The organism is Tepidimonas aquatica (assembly GCF_007556585.1).
GTDB lineage: Bacteria > Pseudomonadota > Gammaproteobacteria > Burkholderiales > Burkholderiaceae_C > Tepidimonas > Tepidimonas aquatica.
On record NZ_VJNA01000014.1, the window covers coordinates 1 to 25106 of the forward strand.

Annotated in this window: 26 protein-coding genes and 2 tRNA genes; 17 read left to right on the top strand and 11 right to left on the bottom strand. The window is 68.2% G+C overall.

Going from position 1 to position 25106, the window contains the following annotated elements; all coding sequences use genetic code 11:
- Positions 1–657, top strand: a 657-nt coding sequence (locus Taqua_RS06595; protein WP_144325832.1) for an IS3 family transposase, incomplete at its 5' end; no start/stop codon positions are given.
- A 122-nt stretch (positions 658–779) separates the two neighbouring features.
- Here the strand turns inward: Taqua_RS06595 and Taqua_RS06600 are convergent.
- Positions 780–1430 (bottom strand): arylesterase, encoded by a 651-nt coding sequence (locus tag Taqua_RS06600; protein WP_144325834.1) that lies wholly within the window; start codon positions 1428–1430, stop codon positions 780–782.
- Positions 1431–1444: 14 nt separating this feature from the next.
- On the opposite strand from Taqua_RS06600, the gene Taqua_RS06605 reads away from it, so the two are divergent.
- Both Taqua_RS06605 and rlmB read left to right on the top strand, forming a co-directional pair.
- Positions 1445–2149 carry an ABC transporter ATP-binding protein gene (locus tag Taqua_RS06605; RefSeq protein ID WP_144325836.1) on the top strand — a complete coding sequence of 235 codons (705 nt, stop codon included), beginning with the start codon at positions 1445–1447 and terminating at the stop codon, positions 2147–2149.
- A gap of 9 nt (positions 2150–2158) precedes the next feature.
- A complete protein-coding gene (gene rlmB, locus Taqua_RS06610; protein ID WP_144325838.1) occupies positions 2159–2932 on the top strand; it encodes a 23S rRNA (guanosine(2251)-2'-O)-methyltransferase RlmB in 774 nt (257 codons plus the stop codon).
- Here rlmB and Taqua_RS06615 read toward each other — a convergent pair.
- Together Taqua_RS06615 and Taqua_RS06620 are read right to left on the bottom strand one after the other, a co-directional pair.
- The gene (locus Taqua_RS06615; RefSeq protein WP_144325840.1) at positions 2929–3522 is read right to left on the bottom strand and encodes a chromate transporter; all 594 of its coding nucleotides are present in this window, start codon (positions 3520–3522) and stop codon (positions 2929–2931) included. The two genes, rlmB and Taqua_RS06615, sit on opposite strands and share 4 nt — an antisense overlap.
- A complete protein-coding gene (locus Taqua_RS06620) occupies positions 3519–4118 on the bottom strand; it encodes a chromate transporter (protein ID WP_144325842.1) in 600 nt (199 codons plus the stop codon). The genes Taqua_RS06615 and Taqua_RS06620 overlap by 4 nt, the downstream gene beginning before the upstream one ends.
- A gap of 175 nt (positions 4119–4293) precedes the next feature.
- Here Taqua_RS06620 and phaR point away from each other — a divergent pair, with 175 nt between their 5' ends.
- Both phaR and rimO read left to right on the top strand, forming a co-directional pair.
- Positions 4294–4797, top strand: coding sequence for a polyhydroxyalkanoate synthesis repressor PhaR (phaR, locus tag Taqua_RS06625; protein ID WP_144325948.1), 504 nt, complete (start codon positions 4294–4296; stop codon positions 4795–4797).
- Positions 4798–4861: 64 nt separating this feature from the next.
- The gene (gene rimO, locus Taqua_RS06630) at positions 4862–6268 is read left to right on the top strand and encodes a 30S ribosomal protein S12 methylthiotransferase RimO (protein WP_144325844.1); all 1407 of its coding nucleotides are present in this window, start codon (positions 4862–4864) and stop codon (positions 6266–6268) included.
- Between the two features lie 127 nt (positions 6269–6395).
- Here rimO and Taqua_RS06635 read toward each other — a convergent pair.
- Together Taqua_RS06635 and Taqua_RS06640 are read right to left on the bottom strand one after the other, a co-directional pair.
- Positions 6396–6480: transfer RNA gene (locus tag Taqua_RS06635), tRNA-Leu, on the bottom strand.
- 108 nt (positions 6481–6588) lie between these two features.
- A tRNA-Leu gene (locus Taqua_RS06640) sits at positions 6589–6673 on the bottom strand.
- A gap of 95 nt (positions 6674–6768) precedes the next feature.
- Between Taqua_RS06640 and rnr the strand changes: the two genes are divergently transcribed.
- Together rnr and Taqua_RS06650 are read left to right on the top strand one after the other, a co-directional pair.
- Positions 6769–9009, top strand: coding sequence for a ribonuclease R (gene rnr, locus Taqua_RS06645; protein WP_144325846.1), 2241 nt, complete (start codon positions 6769–6771; stop codon positions 9007–9009).
- Positions 9010–9048: 39 nt separating this feature from the next.
- Complete coding sequence (locus Taqua_RS06650; protein WP_144325848.1) at positions 9049–9582, top strand: YggT family protein; 534 nt, start codon at positions 9049–9051, stop codon at positions 9580–9582.
- Between the two features lie 8 nt (positions 9583–9590).
- Here the strand turns inward: Taqua_RS06650 and moeA are convergent, their stop codons facing one another.
- From moeA to moaA, 3 genes are read right to left on the bottom strand one after another with little or no spacing between them, the layout of a single operon-like run.
- Positions 9591–10895 (bottom strand): molybdopterin molybdotransferase MoeA, encoded by a 1305-nt coding sequence (moeA, locus tag Taqua_RS06655; protein WP_425472586.1) that lies wholly within the window; start codon positions 10893–10895, stop codon positions 9591–9593.
- Positions 10896–10897: 2 nt separating this feature from the next.
- Positions 10898–11578 (bottom strand): molybdenum cofactor guanylyltransferase MobA, encoded by a 681-nt coding sequence (gene mobA / locus Taqua_RS06660; protein ID WP_281287770.1) that lies wholly within the window; start codon positions 11576–11578, stop codon positions 10898–10900.
- Positions 11571–12707 (bottom strand): GTP 3',8-cyclase MoaA, encoded by a 1137-nt coding sequence (gene moaA, locus Taqua_RS06665; RefSeq protein WP_144325852.1) that lies wholly within the window; start codon positions 12705–12707, stop codon positions 11571–11573. Before moaA ends, mobA begins: the two co-directional genes overlap by 8 nt.
- Positions 12708–12783: 76 nt before the next feature.
- On the opposite strand from moaA, the gene Taqua_RS06670 reads away from it, so the two are divergent.
- Positions 12784–13317, top strand: coding sequence for a TlpA family protein disulfide reductase (locus Taqua_RS06670; RefSeq protein WP_144325854.1), 534 nt, complete (start codon positions 12784–12786; stop codon positions 13315–13317).
- A gap of 1 nt (position 13318) precedes the next feature.
- Here the strand turns inward: Taqua_RS06670 and Taqua_RS06675 are convergent, their stop codons facing one another.
- Positions 13319–15373, bottom strand: a complete 2055-nt coding sequence (locus Taqua_RS06675; protein WP_144325856.1) for a sodium-translocating pyrophosphatase — start codon at positions 15371–15373, stop codon at positions 13319–13321.
- Positions 15374–15692: 319 nt separating this feature from the next.
- Here Taqua_RS06675 and ppa point away from each other — a divergent pair, with 319 nt between their 5' ends.
- The 3 genes from ppa (at position 15693) to Taqua_RS06690 (ending at position 18388) form a co-directional block, all read left to right on the top strand.
- A complete protein-coding gene (gene ppa / locus Taqua_RS06680) occupies positions 15693–16232 on the top strand; it encodes an inorganic diphosphatase (protein WP_144325858.1) in 540 nt (179 codons plus the stop codon).
- A gap of 39 nt (positions 16233–16271) precedes the next feature.
- The gene (locus Taqua_RS06685; RefSeq protein ID WP_144325860.1) at positions 16272–17963 is read left to right on the top strand and encodes an NAD+ synthase; all 1692 of its coding nucleotides are present in this window, start codon (positions 16272–16274) and stop codon (positions 17961–17963) included.
- A gap of 86 nt (positions 17964–18049) precedes the next feature.
- Positions 18050–18388 carry a P-II family nitrogen regulator gene (locus Taqua_RS06690; RefSeq protein ID WP_144325862.1) on the top strand — a complete coding sequence of 113 codons (339 nt, stop codon included), beginning with the start codon at positions 18050–18052 and terminating at the stop codon, positions 18386–18388.
- Positions 18389–18421: 33 nt separating this feature from the next.
- Here the strand turns inward: Taqua_RS06690 and Taqua_RS06695 are convergent, their stop codons facing one another.
- Entirely contained in the window at positions 18422–19009 is a 588-nt protein-coding gene (locus tag Taqua_RS06695; protein ID WP_144325864.1) for an LOG family protein, read from the bottom strand.
- Positions 19006–19521: an RDD family protein gene (locus Taqua_RS06700; RefSeq protein WP_243646414.1), complete on the bottom strand. Its 516-nt coding sequence runs from the start codon at positions 19519–19521 to the stop codon at positions 19006–19008. The genes Taqua_RS06695 and Taqua_RS06700 overlap by 4 nt, the downstream gene beginning before the upstream one ends.
- A gap of 103 nt (positions 19522–19624) precedes the next feature.
- Here Taqua_RS06700 and Taqua_RS06705 point away from each other — a divergent pair, with 103 nt between their 5' ends.
- The 6 genes from Taqua_RS06705 (at position 19625) to Taqua_RS06730 (ending at position 25104) form a co-directional block, all read left to right on the top strand.
- Positions 19625–20311, top strand: a complete 687-nt coding sequence (locus tag Taqua_RS06705) for a TetR/AcrR family transcriptional regulator (RefSeq protein WP_185969576.1) — start codon at positions 19625–19627, stop codon at positions 20309–20311.
- An 88-nt stretch (positions 20312–20399) separates the two neighbouring features.
- Positions 20400–20930 carry a TRAP transporter small permease gene (locus Taqua_RS06710; RefSeq protein ID WP_185969577.1) on the top strand — a complete coding sequence of 177 codons (531 nt, stop codon included), beginning with the start codon at positions 20400–20402 and terminating at the stop codon, positions 20928–20930.
- On the top strand, positions 20927–22207 hold the full coding sequence (locus Taqua_RS06715) for a TRAP transporter large permease subunit (protein WP_144325866.1): 1281 nt from the start codon (positions 20927–20929) through the stop codon (positions 22205–22207). The genes Taqua_RS06710 and Taqua_RS06715 overlap by 4 nt, the downstream gene beginning before the upstream one ends.
- 94 nt (positions 22208–22301) lie before the next feature.
- Positions 22302–23306, top strand: coding sequence for a TRAP transporter substrate-binding protein (locus Taqua_RS06720; RefSeq protein ID WP_144325868.1), 1005 nt, complete (start codon positions 22302–22304; stop codon positions 23304–23306).
- 17 nt (positions 23307–23323) lie between these two features.
- The gene (locus Taqua_RS06725; RefSeq protein WP_144325956.1) at positions 23324–24193 is read left to right on the top strand and encodes a shikimate dehydrogenase family protein; all 870 of its coding nucleotides are present in this window, start codon (positions 23324–23326) and stop codon (positions 24191–24193) included.
- A complete protein-coding gene (locus Taqua_RS06730; RefSeq protein ID WP_144325870.1) occupies positions 24190–25104 on the top strand; it encodes a VOC family protein in 915 nt (304 codons plus the stop codon). The genes Taqua_RS06725 and Taqua_RS06730 overlap by 4 nt, the downstream gene beginning before the upstream one ends.
- The last annotated feature ends 2 nt before the right edge of the window (positions 25105–25106 follow it).

A 25106-nucleotide genomic window follows, 5' to 3' on the forward strand; every position in this document is an offset into this window, starting at 1 on the left:
GTCGAGCGCCTGATGCGTGTCATGGGATTGCAGGGAACACGCCGTGGCAAGACGGTGCGCACCACGGTGCCCGACAAGGCAGCGCCGTGCCCGCTGGACCGTGTCAACCGGGTCTTTCACGCCAGTCGGCCCAACGAGTTGTGGGTGTCGGACTTCACCTACGTCAGCACCTGGCAGGGCTGGCTCTACGTGGCCTTTGTCATCGACGTGTACGCCCGGCGCATCGTGGGCTGGCGGGTCAGTCGCACCATGCAGACCGACTTTGTACTCGATGCGCTGGAGCAAGCGCTCTATGAGCGGCGACCCGCTGCCAACGCCTTGGTTCATCACAGCGACAGGGGCTCGCAATACCTCTCCATACGCTACACCGAGCGACTGGCCGAGGCCGGCATCCAACCCTCGGTGGGCAGCCGGGGCGACAGCTATGACAACGCACTGGCCGAGACCATCAACGGGCTGTACAAGGCCGAGCTGATTCACCGCCGCGGACCCTGGAAGACCCGGGAATCCGTGGAACTGGCCACCCTGCAATGGGTGCACTGGTTCAACCAAACCCGACTGCTCACGCCGATTGGGGGCATTCCTCCGGCAGAAGCTGAGGCAAACTACTGGCGGCAACTCGCCGTCAGCGACTCCTCGATGGAGGTGTCAACTTAAACCCAACAGCCTCCTCGATTCCCGGGGCGGTTCAAAGGGCTAAGCACTCCACTTTGCAGGGGCAAGGTCATTTCCGCGCATGCTGGGCATGCTGTAAACCGCTGCGGCTACGGCTGCTGGTTTCACCCCCGCGCGAGCAGCCGGCGCAGCTGTGGCCAGACGTTGTTGAGCATCGCCGGCTGGGCGTCTTCGTTGGGGTGGATGCGGTCGGCCTGAAAAAGCGCCGCCGCGCGCGGGCCGTCGGCCACCCCGGCCAGGAAAAACGGCACCAGTGCGGCTTGTTCTTCCCGCGCCACGTCGGCGTAGACGGCGCGAAACTCGGCCCGGTAGCGCTCGCCGTAGTTGGGTGGCATGTCCATGCCCAGCAGCAGCACACGCGCGCCTGCGGCGCGGCTGGCGCGCACCATCGCCCGCAGGTTGTCGCGCGTGCTGGCCAGCGGCAGGCCGCGCAGGGCGTCGTTGCCGCCCAGTTCGATGACGACCACGGCAGGCTGGTGTTGCTGCAGCAAGCCGGGCAAGCGCGAGCGGCCGCCGGCGGTGGTGTCGCCGCTGACGCTGGCGTTGACCACCTGGGCGCGTACACCCTCGCGCTGCAGCCGCGCTTGCAACAGCGCCACCCAGCCGCTGCCGCGGCGCAGCCCGTACTCGGCGCTGAGCGAGTCGCCCACGATCAACACCACCGGGGCGGAACCTGCCGGGGCTGGCGCGACTCGCACACACCACAGCCCCGCCAGCCCTGCGGTCAGGGTTGCGCTAAAGTGGCGTCGCTTCATCTTCGCATCCTTTCATGTCCCACGCGCCCATCATCGAAGTCCAACACCTGTCCAAAACCGTCACCGACGCCGGTGGGTCGGCGCTGACCATCTTGCACGACATCGACTTTGCCGTGCAGCCAGGGCAGACGCTGGCCATCGTCGGGGCGTCGGGTTCGGGCAAGAGCACGTTGCTGTCGCTGATTGCGGGTTTGGATACACCGAGCAGCGGCACGGTTCGCTGGTCCGGCACCGATATTTTTGCGCTCGACGAGGACGCCCGCGCCGCGCTGCGTGGGCAACGGGTGGGCTTTGTGTTCCAGAGTTTTCAGCTTCTGGCGAACCTGACCGCGCTGGAAAACGTCATGCTGCCGCTGGAGCTGGCCGGACGGCGGGACGCCCGCGACGCCGCCCGGCGCATGCTGGAGCGCGTGGGGCTGGCCGAACGGCTGGGGCACTACCCGCGCGTGCTGTCGGGTGGCGAGCAACAGCGGGTGGCGCTGGCGCGTGCGTTCGTGGTGCAGCCCGCCGTGCTGCTGGCCGACGAACCCACCGGCAGCCTGGACCACGCCACCGGCGCACGCGTGATGGAGCTGATGTTCGAACTCAACCGGGAGCAGGGCACGACCCTGGTGCTGGTCACGCACGACGCGGCCATTGCGGCGCGTTGCCAGCGCCGGTTGCTGATCGAGGCGGGTCGCGCGCGCGAGTGGAGCGAGTGGACCGAGGCGGACGCATAATCGCGCCCCATGGCCAGCGATACCCGCGTTTTGTATGGCTTTCACGCCGTCGGTGTGCGCCTGAAGATGGCGCCGGACTCCATTGTCGAGCTGTACGTCGATCCGCTGCGGCGCGACGCGCGCATGAAGCAATTCTTGGCGCGCGCCCACGAGGCAGGGCTGCGCGTCATCGAGGCCGACGGTGCGCGCCTGGCAGGCCTGGCCGGTGGCGGGCACCACCAGGGGGTGGTGGCGCGGGTGCGGGCGTTGCCGCAGGCGCGTACGCTGGACGACGTGCTGGACCGGCTCGACGCGCGCAGCGCCGAGCAGCGGCAAGCCGACCCACCGCTGCTGCTGGCGTTGGACGGCGTGACCGACCCACACAACCTGGGCGCGTGCCTGCGGGTGGCCGATGGCGCGGGGGTGCACGCCGTCATCGCGCCCAAGGATCGGGCCTGCGGCCTGACCGCCACGGTGGCCAAAGTGGCCAGTGGCGCGGCCGAGACGGTGCCTTACCTGATGGTGACCAACCTGGCGCGCACCCTGCAGCAGTTGCAGCAGCGCGGGCTGTGGGTGGTAGGCACCGCGGACGATGCCCCGCGTACGGTGTACGAGCACGACTGGCGCGGCCCGCGCGTGCTGGTGATGGGGGCCGAGGGCAGCGGCCTGCGCCCGCTGGTGCGGCGCACCTGCGATGAACTGGTCGCCATCCCGATGCGTGGGGCGGTGGAAAGCCTCAACGTCTCGGTGGCCACCGCGGTGTGCCTGTACGAGGCCGTGCGCCAGCGGCTGGCGCTGGGCTAAACCCAGCCCAGCGCCCCCAGCCACGCGCCCGCCGCCAGCAGCACCAGCAGGTGCAGCCGCGTGCGCCACACCAGCACGGCCACCGCTGCGGCCAGACCCCACACCCGCCACGCGCTACCCGCCGGGGCCGCCGCGCCCAACATCAGCACCCCGGTGGCCGCCATCAGCCCCAGCACCACCGGCGCCATGCCAAGCTGGAACGCCCGCACCGCGGGATGGGCACGGTGCGTGTGCAGCCAGCGCGCGGCCGCGTAGGTCAGCAGCGACGAGGGCAGCAACATCGCCCCCAGCGTGGTCAGCATGGCCAGCGCGCCCCATCCCCAGGCCGTCCAGCCCGCACCCAGGCCACCGCTGGCGTTGACGCCCGCGTACCAGCCCATCAGCGCGACGAACAAGATGTTGGGGCCGGGGGCGGCTTGCGCCAGCGCGATGGCGCGGGCGAAGTCACCGTCGGACAGCAGGCCCGTTTGCAGCACCAGGTAGCGGTGCATGTCCGGCGCGGTGGTGATGGCGCCCCCAATGGCCAGCAGCGACAGGGTCAAAAAATGGGTGAACAGACCCCCAAGGTCCAGCACGGGCAGCGGGGTCATCGCGGGTGCTCCTGCAAACCTCGGTGGCGCAGGCGCCAGGCGGTCCAGCCGCAGCCCAGCGTACCCGCCGCCGCCAGCACCCCCACCAGGGGCCAACGTGCCTCCGCCACCCCTGCCAGCGTGGCGCCCGCCAACAGCGCGCAGCCGCCCCACCCCAGCGGGTGGCCGCGCAGCGCCGCCGTCAAGCGCAGCGCTGTGCCAAGGATCAGCCCAGCGGCCACCACCGTCATGCCGTGCAGTGCGCCTTGCGCCCACGTGTGTTGGGCGATGTGGGCAAAGCCCACGGCCAGCGTCAGCAGCAGCAACAGCGGGGCGGTCAGCATGCCGGCCAGCGCCACCAGGGCGCCGCGCCCGCCGAAGTACCGCCCGCCGATCATCAGACACAGGTTGACCACGTTGGGGCCGGGCAACAGCTGAGCCGCGGCCCAGTCCTGCACGAACTGCTCCTGCGTGAGCCAGCGGCGGCGCTCGACCAGCTCACGCTGCACCACCGCCAGCACGCCCCCAAAGCCCTGCAGCGCCAGCCACGTGCAGGCCCAAAACAGCGCCGCAGGCGAGCGCGGCGCTTGCGCGGCGGTGGTGTGTGCGCAGCTCACCGGGCTACCTCCCCGGCGTGCTGCCCGGGAAATCCCCGTTCGCCAGCGCCGTGGCACACCTCTACAATGCCCCCAAGGGTGTCACGCACACGCCGCGTGGTCGTGCTCGAATCCATCGTCGATAGGAGTTTTGTTCGTGCAGTCATCCAAGGCCCAAGGCACCGCGAGTGGGGAGCTGGCCGACGCCGCTGGCGGGAGCAAGCCGGTGCGTGTGATCAAAAAGTACCCCAACCGCCGTCTGTACGACACCGATTCGTCATCGTACATCACACTGGGCGACGTCAAGGCGCTGGTGATGGCAGGCGAGCGCTTCGTCGTGCGTGATGCGCGCACCGGCGAAGACCTGACGCGCGCCATCCTGCTGCAAATCATCCTGGAAGAAGAAACCGGTGGCGTGCCGCTGTTTTCGGAGCAGATGCTGGCCAACATCATCCGCTTTTACGGGCACGCCATGCAGGGCTTCATGGGCCACTACCTGGAGCGCAACCTGCAGCTGTTTTTCGAGCTGCAGCAAAAGATGGCCGAGCAGGCCAAGGACGTTACGCCCGAGCTGTGGCAACAGTGGCTGGCGGCGCAGTCGCCGCTGATGATGGGCAACCTGTTTGCCCAGTCGCAAAAGGCGTTTTTGCAAATGCAAGAGCAGATGCTGGGGGCACTGACGGGCAAGCGCACGCATTGAGCTTGGGCGTGTCCGATGCGGCGGCACGGCTACGGGCGGGCCGCGCTTGCGGGACAATACGCCGATGAGCCACGCCACCACCGAAGCGCCGCCGCGCGCGCCCACCATTGGTTTTGTCAGCCTGGGTTGCCCCAAAGCGCTGACCGACGCCGAGTTGATCCTGACGCGCCTCAGCGCCGAGGGCTACCGCACCAGCAAGACCTACGAGGGCGCCGACCTCGTCATCGTCAACACCTGCGGCTTCATCGACGAAGCCGTGCGCGAGAGCCTGGACGCCATCGCCGAAGCACTGCAGGCCAACGGCCGCGTCATCGTCACCGGTTGCCTGGGCGCGCGCACCGATGACCATGGCGACAACCTGGTGCGCGGGCTGCACCCGGCGGTGCTGGCCGTCACCGGGCCGCACGCCGCCGACGAGGTGCTGGACGCCGTGCACCGGCATGCCCCCAAGCCGCACGACCCGTTTGTGGACCTGGTGCCGCCGCCGGCCAACGCCATCGAAGGCGTGGGCGTCAAGCTCACGCCGCGGCACTACGCCTACCTCAAGATCAGCGAGGGCTGCAACCACCGCTGCACCTTTTGCATCATCCCGTCGATGCGGGGCGATTTGGTCAGCCGACCGATCGGTGAGGTGTTGACCGAGGCCGAGCGTTTGCTGGCCGGCGGCGTCAAGGAGCTGCTGATCGTCAGCCAGGACACATCGGCTTACGGCGTCGATGTCAAGTACCGCACAGGCTTTTGGAACGGGCGGCCGGTGCGCACGCGCCTGCTGGAGCTGGTGCGCGAGCTGGGCACGCTGGCGCGCGCGCACGGTGCGTGGGTGCGGCTGCACTACGTCTACCCGTACCCGCACGTGGACGAGATCATCCCGCTGATGGCCGAAGGGTTGGTGCTGCCGTACCTGGACGTGCCGTTCCAGCACAGCCACCCCGACGTGCTGCGGCGCATGAAGCGGCCCGCCAGCGGTGAGCGCAACCTGGAGCGTATCCGCGCCTGGCGTGCGGTGTGCCCGCAGTTGGTGGTCCGCAGCACCTTCATCGCCGGTTTTCCGGGCGAAACCGAAGAGGAATTTGCCCACCTGCTGGACTTTGTGCGCGAAGCACAGATCGACCGAGCGGGCTGCTTTGCCTACTCGCCCGTGCAGGGTGCGGCGGCCAACGAGCTGCCCGGCGCTTTGCCCGACGAGGTGCGCCAGCAGCGGCGCGCGCGCTTCATGGCGGTGGCCGAGCAGGTGGCCGTGCAGCGCGTGCAACGCTTCGTGGGCGCCACGATGCAGGTGCTGGTGGACCGCGCCGACAGCCTGGGCAAAAAGGGCGGGGTGGGGCGCACCTACGCCGACGCGCCGGAGATCGACGGCACCGTGCGCTTGCTGCCGCCCGACAAGGTCAGCAAGACCTACCGCACGGGCGATTTCATTCGTGCCCGCATCGTGGCCGCTGAGGGCCACGACCTGATCGGCGTGCCGGTGTGAGCTGGCGCCAGCGTGGGTGTGCGCTACCGTCGGTGGGGCGGCTGCGGCGCCGGCGCGCACGGGGTGCGCCCCGCGCATCGGGCAACAAAAAAGCCGGCTTGCATAGCCGGCTTTGGTGTGAAATGGGTGGTGCCCAGGAGAGGACTCGAACCTCCACGCCTCGCGGCGCTAGTACCTGAAACTAGTGCGTCTACCAATTCCGCCACCTGGGCATTTCAGGATTTGCAAATTGTAGCTGATTTTGACCTTGTCGGACGCCGCAGTGTCCACGATATGTGGCATCATCGCGGTCGGGCCACTGACGAGAGGCTGCCCGACGCTGGTGCCCAGGAGAGGACTCGAACCTCCACGCCTCGCGGCGCCAGTACCTGAAACTGGTGCGTCTACCAATTCCGCCACCTGGGCAACAGGTGAAGCCATAATCATACAACATCCAGCGGCCACGCGCCGCGTGCAAAGACAGCGTTTACGTGAGAGAAAACAACACAGCCACCACCGTGGTGAATGAGATCGAAGGGGTGGTCGTGGGCCACCGTGATGGCCACGGCTTCGTCGTGCGCGACGACGGCCAGCCCGATATTTACCTGCCGCCCAACGAGATGCGTGCCGTGCTGCACCGCGACCGCGTGCGTGTGCGCATCGTGCGCCACGACCGCCGCGGTCGCCCCGAGGGGCGCGTGACCGAAATTGTGCAGCGCCCCCAGGCGCCGATCATCGGCCGCTTGTTGCAAGAGGGGGGCGTGTGGCTGGTGGCGCCTGAGGATCGGCGCTACGGCCAGGACGTGCTGATCCCCAAGGGCGCCACGGGGGCCGCGCAGCCGGGCCAAATCGTCGTGGTGGAGCTGACCGAGCCGCCGGCGCTGTACGGCCAGCCGGTGGGGCGGGTGACGGAGGTGCTGGGCGACATCGACGACCCCGGCATGGAGATCGAAATCGCGGTGCGCAAGTACGGCGTGCCGCATCAATTTTCCGAGGCGGCGCTGGCCGAAGCGCGCGCGCTGCCGGACAAGGTGCGTGCGGTGGACCGCCGTGGCCGCGTCGACCTGACCGACGTACCGCTGGTCACGATCGACGGCGAAGATGCGCGCGACTTCGACGACGCCGTGTACTGCGAGCCGGCCCACGTGGGCCGGGGCAAAGGCTGGCGTTTGCTGGTGGCCATTGCGGACGTCAGCCACTACGTGCGCAACGGGGCAGCGCTGGACATCGACGCCTACGACCGCGCCACCAGCGTGTACTTTCCGCGTCGCGTCATTCCGATGCTGCCGGAAAAGCTCTCCAACGGGCTGTGTTCGCTCAACCCAGGGGTGGACCGCCTGTGCATGGTGTGCGACATGCTGATCGACGCCAAAGGGCAGGTACAGGCGTACCAGTTTTACCCCGCGGTCATGCACAGCCACCAGCGCTTCACCTACACCGAGGTGGCCGCCATCCTGCAAAACACGCGCGGCCCCGAGGCGCAGCGCCACGCCGCGCTGGTGCCGCACCTGCTCAACCTGCACGACGTGTACCGGGCGCTGTTGGCGGCCCGGCAGGCGCGCGGTGCCGTGGACCTGGAGACGGTGGAGACGCAAATCATTTGCGACGAAGCCGGACGCATCGAGCGCATCGAGCCGCGCACGCGCAACGACGCCCACCGTCTGATCGAAGAGGCGATGCTGGCGGCCAACGTCTGCGCGGCCGAGTTCATTGCCAGCCACCAGCACCCCTGCTTGTACCGCGTGCACGAGGCACCGTCGGCCGACAAGGTCGAGCTGCTGCGCGAGTACCTCAAGGCCGTCGGGGTGCCTATTCATGTGCCGGACCAGCCCCGCCCGCGGGACTTTCAGGCCATTTCCCAGGCCACGGTCGACCGACCCGACGCCGCGCAAATCCACCAAATGCTGCTGCGCTCGATGCAGCAGGCCATCTATTCGCCGCACAACGTTGGCCACTTTGGCTTGGCGTTCGAGGCCTACACGCACTTCACCAGCCCCATTCGCCGCTACCCCGATTTGCTGGTGCACCGGGTCATCAAAGCCATCCTCAAGGGTGAGCGCTACCGCCTGCCGGCGTTGCCGCTGCCGGGCGAAGCGCAGGCCAAGCTGGCCAAGCGCATGCAAGAGCGTGGCAGCTCTGAGGCGATGACGCGCACGCGCGGACGCCCGACCGACGAGGTGTTGGGCTGGGAAGCCGCCGGCTTGCACTGCAGCGGCAACGAGCGCCGTGCCGACGAAGCCAGCCGCGACGTCGAGGCGTGGCTCAAGTGCAAGTACATGCGCGAGCACCTGGGCGAAGAATTCGCCGGCACGGTCAGCGCCGTCACCAGCTTTGGCCTATTCGTCACGCTCACCAGCCTGTACGTCGAGGGGTTGGTGCATATCACCGAACTGGGCGGTGAATATTTCCACTACGACGAGCGCCGCCAGGAGCTGCGCGGTGAGCGCACCGGTGTGCGCTACACGCTGGGCACGCCGGTGCGGGTGCAGGTCAGCCGGGTCGACCTGGATGGCCGGCGCATCGATTTTCGTCTGGTGCGCGACGATGACGAAGCGGCAGCCCCACCCCGCGGCGGCGCGGCGCCCGGGCACGATGGAAGGCGCGGGGCGAGCCGCGCGGCGCCCGCCGGCCGGGCGCAGCCGTCGCGCAAGGCAGGCCAAGCTGCCCCAGCGGGCCGTGAGCGGGGTGCGCACCGCGGCGGCGCTGGGGCACAATCGGAACCGGCGCGCCCGCGCCGTGGCCGCTCCGGCGGCCGCCGCTGAGGGCCGGCGCGCCACGCCAATCCGTTCGGTGGGTCTGCCATGCGCATTGTGCTGTTTTTGCTCGACACGTTGTTTTTTCTGTTGGTGGGGGCGGCGCTGCTGCGCGGCTGGATGAACACGCGCCGCATCCGCATGCAGCAGCAACCCGGGCCGTTTGTGATCGCGCTGACCGACTGGATCGTGCAGCCGATGCGGCGCAGTCTGCCGCGCGCCTGGGCGCAGGCCAACACCGACTGGGGCAGCCTGCTGGCGGCGTTGCTGTTGGCGCTGGCCTACGCCGGCATCGTGCACGCCCTGCTGGACGTGGGACATGGGGCGTACTGGATCAGCATCCCGCTGCTGGCGCTGCAGTTTGTGCTGCGCACGGCGCTGCAAGGGCTGATGGTGCTGCTGCTGGTGTTCGCCGTGCTGAGCTGGGTGCAGCCGTACGCGCCACTGATGGGGGCGTTGCAGCGCTTGCTGGAGCCGCTGTTGGCGCCGCTGCGGCGCGTCATACCGACCGTCGGCGGCGTGGATTTGACGGTGCTGGTGTTGCTGATCGCGCTGCAGGTGGCGTTGATGCTGCTGGGGTGAGGGCGGCGCTACAGCACGCCGTCGAACATCAGCACATCGACCTCGTCGCCCACGGCGACGTTGCCTTGCTCGTGGTGCAGCACGATTAGGCCATTGGCCTGCACCATCGAGCTGAGCACACCCGAGCCCTGCTGGCCGGTGGTGCGCACGCTCAAGGTGCCGTCCGGGCCGCGGGTGACGACGCCGCGCTGGTATTCGGTGCGGCCGGGCCTTTTGCGCATCGGCTCGGCGCTGCGCGCCCGCAACGGCACGCACGGCGCCCCCTGCGTCCCCATCAGGCGCAGCAGCGCGGGCCGCACGAAGACGATGAACGTCACCATCGCCGCCACCGGGTTGCCTGGCAACCCCAACAGCAGCGTCGGCGGGCGCTGCGGGTTGCTGGGCAGCAGCCGCCCCGCCGCCATCGGGCGCCCGGGGCGCATCGCGATGCGCCAAAACACCACATCGCCCAGCCGGCGCATCATCGCCTTGGTGTGGTCGGCTTCGCCCATGCTGACGCCGCCGCTGGTGATGACGGCGTCGGCCTGGGCCGCTGCGTCGCGAAACGCCGCTTCCAGCGCCGCCGGGTCATCGGGCACCACGCCCAGGTCGATGACCTCCACCCCCAGCCGGTGCAGCATCGCGGTGATGGTGTAACGGTTGCTGTCGTAGATGGCGCCGGGGCGCCACGGTTGCCCCAAGGAAAGCACCTCGTCGCCGGTGGAGAAGTACGCCACGCGCGCGCGTCGCACCACGTTGACCTGCGGCAGCCCAAGGCTGGCCACCAACCCCAGCGCGGCGGGCCCCAGCCGCTGCCCGCGGCGCAGGGCGGGTTGGCCTTGGGCCAGATCCTCGCCGCGTAGACGACGGTGCTCGCCCGGGCGCACGGCGCCGGCCGGCACCTCGATCCAGTCGCCGTGCTCATCGCGTCCGGCGCGCACCATTTCCACCGGCACCACCGTGTCCAAGTCCGCCGGCATCACCGCGCCGGTCATGATGCGCACGCACGCTTGCGCTGGGATGGGGGCGTCCCAACCCGCTTGACCGGCGTAGCAGACGCCCACCACGCGCAGCCGGGTGGAGGCGGTGGTGGCAAGTTCCGCGCCGCGCAGCGCGTAGCCGTCCATCGCGGCGTTGTCGTGGGGCGGCACATCCATCGGGCTGATGACGTCGGCCGCCAGCACACGTTCGCGCGCAGCGGCCAGCGGCACCGTTTCGGCGTCGGTGATGGGCTGCACCAGTCGGTCCAAAAACGCCCCCACCATGTCGGCGGGCAGGGCGTGCGGGTCGTAGCCTTGCAGTTGGGCGGCAATTTGCTCCAGGGTGGCGGTCATCGTCATGCACATGAACCCGAGGCGCTGGCGCGCTGCAGCGCGTGCAGCTCCTGCAGGGTGTTGAGGTTGGCAAAGGCGTGGGGGTCGTCGCCAGGGCGGTCGAACGGCACGTCGACGCAGCGCACGCTGCGCAGCCAGGTGTCGATCTTGCGTCCGCCCTCGCGCAGGTAGGCGTGCAGGCGGGGCAGCAGGTGCACGCCCAGCAAGCAAAACACCGGCTGCGGCCGCACGGCGCCGTCGTCTTCGGGCGCGGCGGCCATGGCGGCGTCGGCGCGCGCGTCGCTGACCGCCTGCGCCAGACGCTCGGCCAGGTCCAGCGGGAACTGTGGCGAGTCGCACGGCACCGCCAGCACCCAGGGCGTGTCGGCGTGGGTCAGTCCGGTCAGCATGCCCGCCAGCGGGCCCACAAAACCCTCCACGACGTCCGGCCACACCGGCACGCCCAGCGCCTCGTACGCAGCCAGGTTGCGGTTGGCGTTGATCATGCAAGGACCGACCCAGCCGCCGCGCTGCTGTTGCAAGCGCAGCAAAGCGTGCAGCGCCAGCGGCATGCCGTGCAGGGTTTGCAGCCCTTTGTCAGCACCGCCCATGCGGCTGCCACGGCCACCGGCCAGCACCAGTCCGGTGAGGGCGCCTGGCTGCGGCGCGGTCCAGTCGGCGTCAGGGGAGATGTGGTCAACCACCGATGTAGCTCATTTCGATGCGCCGTGCGCTGCGGCGCGTTTCCGGGGGCAGCGTGGCACGGATTTCGGAGTAGCGGTCATGCCGCCCCTGCCATATCGCCGCGATGGCGCTGGCCAGCTCGGCGTCGTCGGCGCCGCCGCGCAGCAGCGCGCGCAGGTCGTAGCCGCGCTCGGCGAACAGGCACAGGTACAGCCGCCCTTCGGTGGACAGGCGGGCGCGGTTGCAGTCACGGCAAAACGCCTGGGTGACGCTGCTGATGAGGCCGATTTCACCCAGTGCGGGGTCGTGCTGGCCGTGTTCGCCGGCGTAACCCCAGCGTTCGGCCGTTTCACCCGGGGCGCTGGGTTGCAGCGGCACCAGCGCAAAATGCTGTTGCAGCCGCGCCAGCACGTCGGCGCTGGGCAACACCTCGTCCATGCACCAGCCGTTGGAGCTGCCCACGTCCATGTATTCGATGAAGCGCAGCACGATGCCAGTGCCGCGGAAATGCCGCGCCATCGGCACGATCTGGTCGTCGTTGGTGCCACGTTTGACGACCATGTTGACCTTGATCGGCGCCAACCCCACCGCCTGGGCCACCTCGATGCCGTGCAACACGTCACGCACCGGAAAGCCGACGTCGTTCATGCGCTGAAACACGTCGTCGTCCAGCGCATCCAGACTGACCGTGACACGCTGCAGCCCGGCGTCGCGCAGCGCGCGGGCCTTGCGCGCCAACAGGCTGCCGTTGGTGGTCAGGGTCAGCTCCGGCGTTTGGCCGTCCACCGTGCGCAGCGCGGCGAGCTGCTCCACCAGCCGCTCGATGTTTTTGCGCAGCAGAGGCTCGCCCCCCGTCAAGCGGATTTTGCGCACGCCATGCGCCAGAAAGACCTTGGCCAAGCGGGTGATTTCTTCGAATGTCAACAAGTCGCCATGGGGCAGGTAGGGGTAATCGTTACCGAACACCTCTTTGGGCATGCAATAGCTGCAGCGGAAGTTGCAGCGGTCGGTGACGCTGATACGCAGGTCGCGCAGCGGCCGCTGGCGCGCGTCGAGCAGCAGGCCGGTGGCGGCGATGGGCTGCGCCGGGCGCGGCGCCGGCAGCGCCGACAAGCGCTGGTCGTACAGGGGAATGACGCGTTCGGCCATGGTGCGCTAGATTATCGCCAGCGGCAAGTCCCCATGGGCTCGGGGTTTGTTCGCACAGCGTACCCAAGGAGTAGCGATGGCGATTCGACGCAGATCCTGGTTGGTGACGGCGGCCGCCGCCGTGTGCGTGCCGTGGACAGTGCGGGCGCAGCCGGCCGATGCCGTGGAAGCGGAAAAGCGCGCGCCCCCGCTGCCGGCGCTGGGGCAGGTTTGGTCCGTGCCGCCGATGGAGCTGCTGGATGGCAGTCGCTTCGAGCCCCGCAGCGCCGACGGGCAGGTGTTGGTGCTGTACTGGTGGGCCTCGACATGCCCGTTTTGCGCCGTGACCACCCCGCACCTCAACGCGTTTTGGCAGCGGCACCGCCAACGCCCGGGCTGGCAGTTGCTGACGCTGTCCATCGACCGCACGCGCGAGGCCGCGGTGCGCTACCTGCAGCAGCGCGGTTACGCGTTCCCGTGTGCATGGGTCACGCCCGAGGTGCAGCGCGTGATGCCCAAACCCAAGGGCCTGCCGATCACCCTGGTGCGCGGACGCGATGGCCGCATCGTCATGGCCGAGCGCGGTCAGCTCTTTGCCGAGGACATCGAGGCCATCGCGCAGTGGTTGTGACTCAGGCCAGCAGGGGCACGATCAGCAGCGCCACGATGTTGATGATCTTGATGAGCGGGTTGACCGCCGGGCCCGCGGTGTCCTTGTAGGGGTCGCCGACGGTGTCGCCGGTCACGGCGGCTTTGTGCGCGTCCGAGCCCTTGCCGCCAAAGTGACCGTCCTCGATGTACTTCTTGGCGTTGTCCCATGCGCCGCCGCCGGTGCACATGCTGATCGCGACGAACAGCCCGGTGACGATCGTGCCCATCAGCAAGCCGCCCAGGGCCACCGGCCCCAGCGCCACGCCGACGACGATCGGCACCACCACCGGCAGCAGGCTGGGCAGCATCATCTCTTTGATGGCGGCGGTGGTCAGCATGTCCACGGCGCGACCGTATTCGGGTTGCGCACTGCCGTCCATCAGGCCGGGGATTTCGCGGAACTGGCGGCGCACTTCCTCGACGACGCTGGCCGCGGCGCGGCCCACGGCCTCCATCGCCAGCGCGCCAAACAGGTACGGAATCAGGCCGCCGATGAACAAGCCCACGATGACCATCGGGTCCGACAGGTCGAAGCGGCTGCCGTGCCCGACCGTTTCCAGCTTGTGGGTGTAGTCGGCAAACAGCACCAGCGCCGCCAGCCCCGCCGAGCCGATGGCGTAGCCTTTGGTGACCGCTTTGGTGGTGTTGCCGACGGCGTCCAGTGGGTCGGTGACGGCGCGCACGCTGGAGGGCAGCTCCGCCATTTCGGCGATGCCGCCGGCGTTGTCGGTGATGGGGCCGTAGGCGTCCAACGCCACCACGATGCCGGCCATGCTCAACATCGCCGTGGCGGCCACCGCCACACCGTACAACCCAGCCAACGCGTATGAGGCGATGATGGCCACGCACACCGCCAGGACCGGCCACGCGGTGGACTTCATGCTGACGCCGATGCCGGCGATGATGTTGGTGGCGTGGCCGGTGGTCGACGCCTGCGCGACGTGGCGCACGGGCGCGTAGTCGGTACCGGTGTAGTACTCGGTGATCCACACCATGGCGGCGGTCAGCGCCAGCCCCACCAACGCCGACGCCCACAGACGCCACTGGGTGCCGCTGGCGGCGATCGCGTCGTCCGGGATCAGCCACACGGTCACGCCGTAAAACGCCACCGCCGAGATCACACCGGCGACGATCAGGCCTTTGTACAGCGCGGGCATGACGTTTTTCATCTCCGGCGTGGCGCGCACGAAGAAGGTGCCCACGATCGAGGCCAGGATCGACACCCCGCCCAGCGCCAGCGGGTACAGGCTGGCCTGCACCGGCGCCGCCGTCACCAACAGCGCCCCCAGCACGATGGTGGCGATCAGCGTCACCGCGTAGGTCTCGAACAGGTCGGCCGCCATGCCGGCGCAGTCGCCGACGTTGTCGCCCACGTTGTCGGCGATCACCGCCGGGTTGCGCGGGTCGTCCTCGGGGATGCCGGCCTCCACCTTGCCCACCAGGTCGGCGCCGACGTCCGCCCCCTTGGTGAAAATGCCGCCCCCCAGACGCGCGAAGATCGAGATCAGCGACGCCCCAAACGCCAGCCCGATGAGCGGCTGCAGCAGGGTGCTCAGCTTGCGGTCCGGCGTGAGCTGGCCGTTGCCGACCAACAAACCGTACAACGCCGCCACGCCCAGCAGCCCCAGCCCCACCACCAGCATGCCGGTGATGGCGCCGCCGCGGAACGCCACCTCCAGCGCTGGGGCGATGCCCCTGGCCGCGGCCTGCGCCGTGCGCACGTTGGCACGCACCGACACGTTCATGCCGATGAAGCCGCACGCGCCCGACAACACCGCGCCGACCACGAACGCCATGGCCGTGACGCCGTCCAAAAAGACGCCGATCAGCACCGCCAGCACCACGCCGACGATGGCAATCGTTTTGTACTGCCGGGCCAGGTACGCCGCTGCGCCGGTTTGCACCGCCGCGGCGATGGCCTGCATGCGCTCGTTGCCGGGGTCTTGCCCCAAAATCCATGCGCGCGCCCACAGCCCGTAGGCCACGGCCGCCAACGCACACACGATGGCAAATATCAACGCGGATTGACCAACCATACCGATGTCTCCTGCCTGTGCAAGGTGGTTGTCTCGGGAGGAGGAAGCCAACGCAGGGTGGGGTGCCAGCCATCGTCGGCTTCCACTGCGTTGCTTCCTCGCCGCACGCAGCCCCCGTCCCGGGCTGGGCGTGCGGCGATTGGCCAACGGTTTCAATGTAGCGCAACGACGCGCAAAATGCACCCCCTTGTGGCGCCGATGCGTCAGCCTGGCGCCAGTAAAATCGGCCAGACTCATCCAAGGGGCAGCCCACAGCCGGCCGCAGCGCCGGGGGCGCGTTGCCCCCACCCCGTTTCCCAACCCTTACGCTGGATCCAACATGTCCCTCGACCAAGTCACCGCGGGCGACAAAGTGCCCGACGCCTTCAACGTCATCATCGAAATTTCCATGCACGGTGAGCCGATCAAGTACGAGGTGGACAAAGCCTCGGGCGCGATCTTCGTCGACCGCTTCATGAACACCGCGATGCACTACCCGACCAACTACGGGTATGTGCCCAAGACCATCGCCGGCGACGGTGACCCGGTGGACGTGCTGGTCATCACGCCGGTACCGCTGCCGCCGGGGGTCGTAGTGTCATGTCGCGCGCTGGGCATCCTCAAAATGGAGGATGAGGGTGGCGTCGACGGCAAGGTGCTGGCCGTGCCGACCGAAAAAATCCTGCCTCTCTACTCGCGCTGGAAGACCATCGACGACCTCAACCCGGTGCGGCTGCGCACGATCGAGCACTTTTTCGAGCACTACAAGGACCTGGACCCCGGCAAATGGGTCAAGGTGCTGGGCTGGGGCGGGGTCGACGAGGCGCGGCAGGAGATCGTGGCCGGCGTCGAAGCTTACCGCGCGCAGCACGGCGCCTGACCCTTTGAGCGACCCCAGCCACATCCGGGAGCGTTGAAAATGACGTTGCGCGTCGCGGTGGCGCAGTGCAACTTCGTCGTCGGTGACCTGGGCGGCAACGCGCAGCGCATCGTCGACGCTGCGCACGCGGCCCACGCCGCCGGGGCGCAGGTGCTGTTGACGCCGGAGCTGGCCATCTGCGGCTACGCGGCCGAAGATTTGTTGCTGCGCCCGGCCTTCGTGGCGGCCTGCGACGCGGCGGTGCAGCAGGTGGCGGCACAGACGGCGCACCTGGGTGGCTTGCACATCGTGGTCGGGCAACCGTTGGCGGTGCCCGGCGCGGCGGCCATCGGGCGCAGCGTCGGGCGTGCGCCGTGCCTCAACGCCGCCACCGTCGTGCACGAGGGGCGCATCACCCACCGCTACGCCAAGCGCGAGCTGCCGAACTACCAGGTGTTTGACGAGCGGCGCTACTTCGTGCCGGGCAAGCAGCCGTGCGTGTTCGACGTCGAGATGGACGGCCAGCGCTGGCGGCTGGGCCTGCTGATCTGCGAAGACGCCTGGTACCCCGGACCCGCCGCCGACACGGTGGCCGCAGGCGCCGAGGTGCTGTGCGTCATCAACGCCTCGCCGTTTCACATTGGCAAAGGTGACGAGCGCGAGCAAGCCATGCGCCAGCGGGTGCAGGAGACTGGCCGCCCGCTCATCTACGCGCACCTGGTCGGCGGGCAGGACGAGCTGGTGTTCGAGGGGCGCAGCTTCGCGCTGGACACGCAAGGCCAAGTGGCGGCGCGAGCGCCGGCGTTTGCGGAGGACCTGCTGCAGGTCGAGCTGCAGCGCCCCGGCGGCACGGTCCCTGTGCAGGTGCAAGGCAGCGTGGCGCCAGTGGCCGATACCGAAGAGGATCTGTGGCGTGCGCTGGTGCTGGGCACGCGCGATTACGTCGATAAAAACGGCTTTCCCGGCGCCATCATTGGGCTGTCGGGCGGGGTGGACTCGGCACTGGTGCTGGCCATCGCGGTCGACGCGCTGGGGGCCGAGCGCGTGCGTGCGGTGATGATGCCCTCGCCCTACACGGCCGAGATCTCGTGGCGGGACGCGCGCGACATGGCGGCGCGGCTGGGGGTGCGCTACGATGAAATCCCGATCGGGCCGATGTTCGACGCCTTCCTGGGCGCGTTGCAGCCACTGCTGCAAGGGCGCGCGCCCGACACCACCGAAGAAAACCTGCAGGCGCGCATCCGCGGCACGCTGTTGATGGCGCTGTCGAACAAGTTCGGTAGCATCGTGCTGACCACCGGCAACAAGAGCGAAATGGCCACCGGCTACTGCACCCTGTACGGAGACATGGCCGGTGGGTTTGCCGTGCTCAAAGACGTGGCCAAGACCTGGGTGTGGCGTTTGGCGCGTTGGCGCAACGCGCATGACCCGTTCGGGCGCGGGGTCAGCCCGATCCCCGAGCGCATCATCGAGCGGCCACCCAGCGCCGAGCTGCGCCCGGGGCAGACCGACCAGGATTCGCTGCCGCCGTACGACGTACTGGACGCCATCGTCGAGCGCTACATGGAAAACGACCGCAGCGTCGACGAGATCGTGGCCGAGGGCTTCGACCGCGTCGCGGTGGAGCAGGTGGTGCGGCTGCTGCGCATCAACGAATACAAGCGCCGCCAGGCGCCGGTGGGCATCCGCGTCACGCACCGCAGTTTCGGCAAGGACTGGCGCTACCCCAACACCAACCGTTGGCGGGGTTGAGCACGACCTCGTTGACCATCCGCCTGTATCATTCGCGCCAGGTGCCCGGCGCCGCATACCCCCAACACCATCCGGAGTCGTACCGCATGAAGCAGATCACCGCCATCATCAAGCCGTTCAAGCTCGAAGAAGTGCGCGAGGCCCTGGCCGAGCAGGGTGTGATGGGTTTGACGGTGACCGAGGTCAAAGGGTTTGGGCGCCAAAAAGGCCACACCGAGCTGTACCGCGGCGCGGAGTACGTGGTGGACTTCCTGCCCAAGGTGCGCATCGACGTCGTCGTGCGCGACGATGACGTCGAGCGCTGCATCGACGCCATCGTGCACGCCGCGCGCACCGGCAAGATCGGCGATGGCAAGATTTTCGTCACACCCGTCGAGCGGGTGATCCGCATCCGCACCGGCGAAGAAGACGACGCCGCGATTTGAGTGACCGCGCGGCGCGGCCGTGGACGCCGCCGCTCAAATCGCTTCGAGGCGCGACGGGGGCGTGCAGCCCGCCGCCTGCACCAAGCGGGGCAACAGCGCATCCGGGTCGGCATCGACATCGACCAGGCCTTGCTGCCACGCGCTGACGAAACCGGCGTCGGCGGTGGCCTGCACAAAACGCAGCAGGCCGTCGTAATAGCCGCCGGCGTTGAGGATGCCGATGGGCTTGTCGTGGTAGCCCAGCTGGCGCCAGGTCCACACCTCGAACAGTTCCTCCAGCGTGCCCAACCCGCCGGGCATGGCCACGAACGCGTCGGCGCGCTCGGCCATCATCTGTTTGCGCTGGTGCATTGTGTCCACCACGTGCAGCTCGGTGCAATCGCGCTTGGCCAGCTCGCGCGCCACCAGGCTGCGCGGGATCACGCCCACCACGGTCCCGCCGGCGGCCAGCGTGGCGGTGGCCACGCGCCCCATCAGCCCAGCGGTGCCACCGCCGTACACCAGCCGTCCGCGATGACGGCCGATCCACGCGCCTACGTGCTCGGCCAGCGCCGCCCACGCAGGGTCACCGCCGTCGCGCGAGCCACAGTACACGCACAGCGAAAACGCGGGCCGGCTCATGCCCGTCCCCCCTGGGGGCGCAGCGCCCGCGCGTCGACCAAGCGCGTGCCCGCCAACGCGTCGTGCCAGAACTGCCGCTGGGGGTGAAAACGCGCCAGCAACGCCCACACGGCCACCCAGCCGCCCAGCAGCACCAGCACCTCGGCCACCGGCAGCTCCAGCCACGCGCGCAGCGCCAGCGGTGGCCAGAACCACACCCACGCCAGCACGTAACGCAGCAGCGCCCGTCCTTGCGAAACCGGCCCACCGTCGGCCGCGACGAGGCGGATGTGCCACGTCTGCATGGCCAGCGTCTGGCCTTTGTGCCAAAACCAGGTGAAGTACAGGCCCAGCACTACGAACATGAAAGCTTGCAGCTCGTGGCGGTACTGCAGCGCATGGCGCTGCTGGGTCAGCGCGCCAAACAGGTAGCCGGCGATAAAGACCACGCCGAACAGCAACATCCCTTCGTACAGCCAGCAGGCCATGCGCCGCGGCAGCGACGGGGTGGATAACACAGGTGGGGCAGACATGGACATCGATCACAACCAGCGTCACGCCAAGGCCTGGCGCACAGCCCGCCAGTGTAGCCGCCCGTCACGGACGGCAGCCGCTGCGGCGTATAGTAGGCGCACCATGGCAACCTCCCGCATTTCAACCACCACGGCCCGCGGCAGCGGCAAAACCGGCCGCACCAACGACCCCGAGCGCACGATGGCCAACATTTTGGAGGTGGCCACACGCGAGTTCGGCGAGAAAGGCCTGGCGGGGGCGCGCATCGACGCCATCGCCGATGCTACCCACACCTCCAAGCGCATGATTTATTACTACTTTGGCAGCAAAGAAGGGTTGTACCTGGCGGTGCTGGAGGAGGCTTACCGGCGCATGCGTGTCCAGGAAGCGGCGCTGCACCTGGAAGACCTGCCGCCCGAAGAGGCGCTGCGTCGGCTGGTGGCGTACACCTTCGACCACCATCGCTCCAACGAACCGTTCATCCGCCTGGTGATGTCGGAAAACATCCACCGTGGCCAGTACCTGGCGCGTAGCCGCGTGATCCAAGAGCTGAACGTGCCGGCCATCACGGCCGTGCGCGCGCTGTACGAACGTGGGGTGGCGCAAGGGGTGTTTCGTCCCGGCATCGATCCGCTCGACCTGCATGCGTCGATCTCGGCGTTGGCGTTTTTCAGTGTGTCCAACCGGCATACCTTCGACCTGATTTTCAAGCGCGACAGCACCGACCCCGAGGTGGTGCGCCGCCGCCGCGACGAAGTGGTGGAGATGGTGGTGCGCTACGTGCGCGCCGACCAGCCCGCCCGGGCCTGAACCGCGGTGCCGGGCGCTGGGTGAGGGTTTTCCCTAGTAACAAAACTAACTGGTTAGTACAAAATACGCACTCAAGGAGACCTGAGGCATGCTTGACCGATGGATGGATCGCCTGTGCCGCGTGCTGGACGGCCTGATGGTGCTGGCTTTGGCGGCGATGGTGGTGATGGTGTTTGCCAACGTGGTGTTGCGCTACGCCTTCAACAGCGGCCTGACGCTGTCGGAGGAGCTGTCGCGCTGGTTGTTCGTGTGGCTGGTGTTTGTGGGCGCAGCGGTGGCGGTGCGGGATCGCGCCCACATGGGGGTGGATGTGCTGGTGGTGCGCTTGCCGCAACCGGTGCAGCGCGCGGTGCTGTTGGTTGGCCATGCGCTGATGCTGTGGGTGACGTGGTTGTTGTTGCAGGGTAGCTGGGCGCAGACCCGCATCAACTGGGACACCACCGCGCCAGTGACAGGGTGGTCCCAGGCCTGGCTGTACGCCGCGGGACTTGTGTTTGCCGTGCTTTCGGGGTTGTGGCTGCTGATGGACACGTGGCGGTTGCTGGCTGGTCGGCTGAGTCTGGCGGACTGGCACCCTCAAACGACGGCACCGGGCCACGGCCAGGGGGATGCCCAATGACCATCGTGATCTTCGTCGGCGCCTTGCTGGGTGCCATCGCGCTGGGTATTCCGGTGGCCTACGCCTTGCTGCTGGCCGGCGTGGCCTTGATGGCGCACCTGGACCTGTTGGATGCGCAAATCCTGGCGCAAAACGTGCTGGAAGGCGCCAACAGTTTTCCGCTGCTGGCAGTGCCATTTTTTATGCTGGCCGGCGAAATCATGAACGCCGGCGGGCTGAGCCGGCGCATCATTGACTTTGCCATGGCCTTGGTGGGGCATGTACGTGGCGGTCTGGGGTTTGTGACGATCGTCGCGGCTGTGTTGCTGGCCTCGTTGTCGGGGTCGGCAGTGGCTGACACGGCGGCGTTGGCCGCGCTTTTGCTGCCGATGATGGTCAAGGCCGGGCATGCACGCGAACGCAGCGCTGGCCTGATAGCCAGCGCAGGCATCATCGCCCCCGTCATTCCGCCGTCGATCCCGTTTGTGATTTTTGGCGTCGCGGCCAACGTATCGATTGGGCGCTTGTTTATGGCCGGCATCGTGCCCGGGGTATTGATGGGGGTGGCCATCGCGTTGGTCTGGTGGTGGGTGGCCCGGCGTGAGGCCGTGACGCCGCCTGCGCGCGCCAGCATGGCCGAGGTCGTGCGCGCCGCGCGTCAGGCGGTCTGGGCGTTGGTGCTGCCGTTCATCGTTCTGGTGGGGCTCAAAGCCGGCGTGTTCACCCCCACCGAGGCCGCCGTGGTGGCCGCGGTGTACGCCTTGTTGGTGGCCACGCTGGTGTACCGCGAGCTGACGTGGCACAAGTTGCTGGAGACGTTCGCGGCGGCGGCGCGCACCACGGCGGTCATCATGTTTTTGGTGGCGGCCGCGGCGGTCGGGGCCTGGCTGATCACCGTGGCCAACTTGCCCGGCCAGTTGATCGAGTGGCTGCAGCCGCTCATGGATCGGCCCACGCTGCTGTTGCTGGCCATTTTGGGCATGCTGTTTCTGGTGGGCATGGCCATGGACTTGACGCCCACCATTTTGATCCTGGCGCCGGTGCTGGTGCCGGTGGTCCAAGCCGCGGGCATCGACCCTGTGTACTTTGGGGTGCTGTTCGTGATGATGGGCTCCATTGGATTGGTCACCCCGCCGGTGGGTACGGTGCTCAACGTCGTGGCCGGTGTTGGGCGCATGAAGATCCAACACGTGGTCCGCGGCGTGTGGCCGTTTTTGCTGGCGCAGCTGCTGGTGTTGCTGCTGTTGGTGCTGTTCCCAGCGTTGGTGATGGTGCCGTACCGTTGGTTTTACGGCTAACGCCGTGGCCTGGTGCACGCAGCTCCGGCGGGCCGGCGCGCACCGGTTGGGTGATGGCCCGCCGATTCGACCGTGGTTATCCGAGGAGACGGTGATGTTGAACAAGCGCACGTTTTGTCAAGGAGCGGTGGCGGTGGCTGCCATGGGGTTGTTGGGCGGGGCGCAGGCCCAGCCGCGCGTCATTAAGTTCGCCAACCAAAACGGCAAGGGTCACCCCATCGTGCAGGGGATGGACAAGTTTGCTGAGTTGGTGGCGCAAAAGTCGGGCGGCCGCCTCAAGGTGCAGGTATTCCCCGGTGGCGCGCTGGGCGGCGACCAGGCCAATGTGTCCGCGCTGCAGGGGGGAATGCTGGAAATGGCATCGATGAACTCGGGCATTTTCGCCAGCATCGTCAAAGAGTTCGCGGTGTACGACTTCCCGTTTATGTTTGGCAACCCGCGCGAAGCGGATGCGGTGCTGGACGGTCCGTTTGGCAAGCAGTTGCACGCCAAGCTGGAAGACAAAGGCCTGGTGGGCCTGGCCTACTACGAGTTGGGCTTTCGGCACCTTACCAACAACCGCCGTCCGATCACCAAGGTGGAGGACATTGCCGGCCTGAAGCTGCGTGTCATTCCCAACCCCATCAATGTTGACTGGGTGTCGGCGCTGGGGGCCAACCCGACGCCGCTGCCATTTCCTGAGCTGTACGCCGCGCTGGAGCAGCGCGCGGTCGATGGGCAGGAAAACCCTGTGGCCACGATCTGGGGCGCCAAGTTTTACGAAGTGCAAAAGTACCTGACGCTGACCTACCACCAGTACAACCCGCAGTCGGTGGTGGTGAGCAAAAAGTTCTGGGACAGCCTCAGCGCCGACGACCGCCGCATTTTGCAAGAAGCGGCGCTGGAATCGGCCAAGTTTCAACGCCAGCAGGCCCGCGCGTCGGTCGACAGCACGCTGGATAACCTCAAAAAAGCCGGCATGCAGGTCAGCGAGCTGCCCGCCGCCGAGGTGGCCAAAATGCGCGAGCGCATGAAGCCCGTCATCGCCAAGCACACCGCCGCGGTGGGCGAGGCCACGGTGGCCGCCTTGCAGGCCGAGCTGGACAAGCTGCGCAAGTGAGCCAGGAGTTCGTCACCATGCGCATCGACGGCCTGACCGAGCTGATCGTCCACATCGGCTACCCCACCCACACCTTCAAGTCGCCGCTGATCTACAACCCGTACTTCGAGTCGATCGGTGCCAACGTGGTGGTGGTGCCGCTGGCGTGCCGTGCCGAGCCGTACCCGGTGCTGTTGCGCAGCATCTTCGCGTTGGACAACGTGCGCGGGGCGCTCGTGACGATGCCGCACAAGGTGCGCACGGTGGAGCTGCTGGACGTGGCCAGCCCCGCGGTGCAGGTGGCCGGGGCCTGCAACGCGGTGCGCCGCGATGCCGATGGCCGCCTGGTGGGCGACCTGTTCGACGGTGTGGGCTTCGTGCGCGGGCTGCTGCGCAAAGGGGTGGCGGTGCAGGGAGCGCGTGCACTGGTGGTCGGCTGTGGTGGGGTCGGCAGCGCCATCGCCGCCGCGCTGGCCGCTGCTGGCGTGGCGCAGGTTCGCGTGCACGACGTGCGCGCGGGGGCCGCCCAAGCCCTGGCCGAGCGGCTGGCGCTGCACTACCCCAACACGCAGGTGGTCTGTGCCGATCCTGATCCGGCTGGCCTGGACATCGTTGTCAACGCCACGCCGCTGGGCATGCACGAGGGCGATGCGCTGCCGCTGGATGTGTCGCGCCTGCAGCCCGGCACCCTGGTGGGGGAGGTGGTGCTGCGCGCCGACATCACGCCGTTGTTGCGCGCGGCGCTGGCGCGTGGCTGCCGCATCCAGGTGGGCGCGGACATGCTGTACGAGCAAATCCCCGCGTACCTCGAATTTTTTGGTTTGCCGACCACCACCCCCGACACCCTGCGCCGCGTGGCCGGGCAAGACGCGGCGGCACTGCCCGCCGAGGCACAGGACGCATCATGAGCGATTTGCTGCACCTGCCGCCCCGCGAACCTGGGCTGGCCGATTGGGCCGACGAAGCCAACCCGCTGGGCCTGGAAGGGTTGGAGTTCATCGAGTACGCCACCCACCAGCCGCAGGCGCTGGGCCAAGTGCTGGAGCTGATGGGCTTTGTGGCGGTGGCGCGCCACCGCTCGCGCGAGGTGACGCTGTACCGCCAAGGCGAACTCAACGTGGTGGTCAACGCGCACCTTGACGAGGCGCGCGCCGCGCAACTCGGGGCCGGCGGTCGGCCCGTCATTGCTGCCCTGGGGTTGCGTGTGCGCGATGCCCGTGCCGCGTTTGAACGTTTGCAGCAACGCGGTGCGTGGCCGGTGCCGCCGCACGCGCAGGTCATGGAGCTCAACATTCCCGCCATCCACGGCGTCGGCGGTAGCCGGCTCTATTTCGTCGACCGCTGGCGCGAATTTTCCATTTACGACATTGACTTTGTACCGATGCCGGGCGCGCCGCGCCACCCGCCGGCGTTGGCGGGCATGCATTTTTTTGGCGTCGTGCAGTACATCGGGCTGGGACGTACCCACGACTGGATCGAGTTTTACCAAGAGCTGCTCGGCGCCACGCTGATTCCGGACGAGCAGCGTTACGGCATCATGCCCAAAGGCAAGCTGATGCGGGTTCCTGGCCTTGGGCCGGCACAGAGTTTTATGCTGCAGCTGGTGGAGCCTGACCCCAGCGTGCTCGACAGCGACGAGCGCCTGCAGCGTATCGGGCTGGGGGTGCCGGACGTGCTGCACGCCGTGCAACTGCTGCGCGGGCGCGGCGTGGAGTTTGTCGAAACCTCCGCCGCGCACACGGAGCCGCGCGGCGCCATCACACGCACCTACCTCGGGTCGGTGGTGTTTGAGCTGGTGCACAGCCAGCGCCAGGGGTGACG

Excerpts from the sequence above, each read along its gene's own strand:
- Taqua_RS06600 (WP_144325834.1), bottom strand. The coding sequence starts at position 1,430 with ATGAAGCGACGCCACTTTAGCGCAACCCTGACCGCAGGGCTGGCGGGG.
- Taqua_RS06605 (WP_144325836.1), top strand. The coding sequence starts at position 1,445 with ATGTCCCACGCGCCCATCATCGAAGTCCAACACCTGTCCAAAACCGTC.
- rlmB (WP_144325838.1), top strand. The coding sequence starts at position 2,159 with ATGGCCAGCGATACCCGCGTTTTGTATGGCTTTCACGCCGTCGGTGTG.
- Taqua_RS06615 (WP_144325840.1), bottom strand. The coding sequence starts at position 3,522 with ATGACCCCGCTGCCCGTGCTGGACCTTGGGGGTCTGTTCACCCATTTT.
- rimO (WP_144325844.1), top strand. The coding sequence starts at position 4,862 with ATGAGCCACGCCACCACCGAAGCGCCGCCGCGCGCGCCCACCATTGGT.
- Taqua_RS06650 (WP_144325848.1), top strand. The coding sequence starts at position 9,049 with ATGCGCATTGTGCTGTTTTTGCTCGACACGTTGTTTTTTCTGTTGGTG.
- moeA (WP_425472586.1), bottom strand. The coding sequence starts at position 10,895 with ATGACCGCCACCCTGGAGCAAATTGCCGCCCAACTGCAAGGCTACGAC.
- moaA (WP_144325852.1), bottom strand. The coding sequence starts at position 12,707 with ATGGCCGAACGCGTCATTCCCCTGTACGACCAGCGCTTGTCGGCGCTG.
- Taqua_RS06670 (WP_144325854.1), top strand. The coding sequence starts at position 12,784 with ATGGCGATTCGACGCAGATCCTGGTTGGTGACGGCGGCCGCCGCCGTG.
- Taqua_RS06675 (WP_144325856.1), bottom strand. The coding sequence starts at position 15,373 with ATGGTTGGTCAATCCGCGTTGATATTTGCCATCGTGTGTGCGTTGGCG.
- ppa (WP_144325858.1), top strand. The coding sequence starts at position 15,693 with ATGTCCCTCGACCAAGTCACCGCGGGCGACAAAGTGCCCGACGCCTTC.
- Taqua_RS06685 (WP_144325860.1), top strand. The coding sequence starts at position 16,272 with ATGACGTTGCGCGTCGCGGTGGCGCAGTGCAACTTCGTCGTCGGTGAC.
- Taqua_RS06690 (WP_144325862.1), top strand. The coding sequence starts at position 18,050 with ATGAAGCAGATCACCGCCATCATCAAGCCGTTCAAGCTCGAAGAAGTG.
- Taqua_RS06695 (WP_144325864.1), bottom strand. The coding sequence starts at position 19,009 with ATGAGCCGGCCCGCGTTTTCGCTGTGCGTGTACTGTGGCTCGCGCGAC.
- Taqua_RS06700 (WP_243646414.1), bottom strand. The coding sequence starts at position 19,521 with ATGTCTGCCCCACCTGTGTTATCCACCCCGTCGCTGCCGCGGCGCATG.
- Taqua_RS06705 (WP_185969576.1), top strand. The coding sequence starts at position 19,625 with ATGGCAACCTCCCGCATTTCAACCACCACGGCCCGCGGCAGCGGCAAA.
- Taqua_RS06710 (WP_185969577.1), top strand. The coding sequence starts at position 20,400 with ATGCTTGACCGATGGATGGATCGCCTGTGCCGCGTGCTGGACGGCCTG.
- Taqua_RS06715 (WP_144325866.1), top strand. The coding sequence starts at position 20,927 with ATGACCATCGTGATCTTCGTCGGCGCCTTGCTGGGTGCCATCGCGCTG.
- Taqua_RS06720 (WP_144325868.1), top strand. The coding sequence starts at position 22,302 with ATGTTGAACAAGCGCACGTTTTGTCAAGGAGCGGTGGCGGTGGCTGCC.
- Taqua_RS06725 (WP_144325956.1), top strand. The coding sequence starts at position 23,324 with ATGCGCATCGACGGCCTGACCGAGCTGATCGTCCACATCGGCTACCCC.
- Taqua_RS06730 (WP_144325870.1), top strand. The coding sequence starts at position 24,190 with ATGAGCGATTTGCTGCACCTGCCGCCCCGCGAACCTGGGCTGGCCGAT.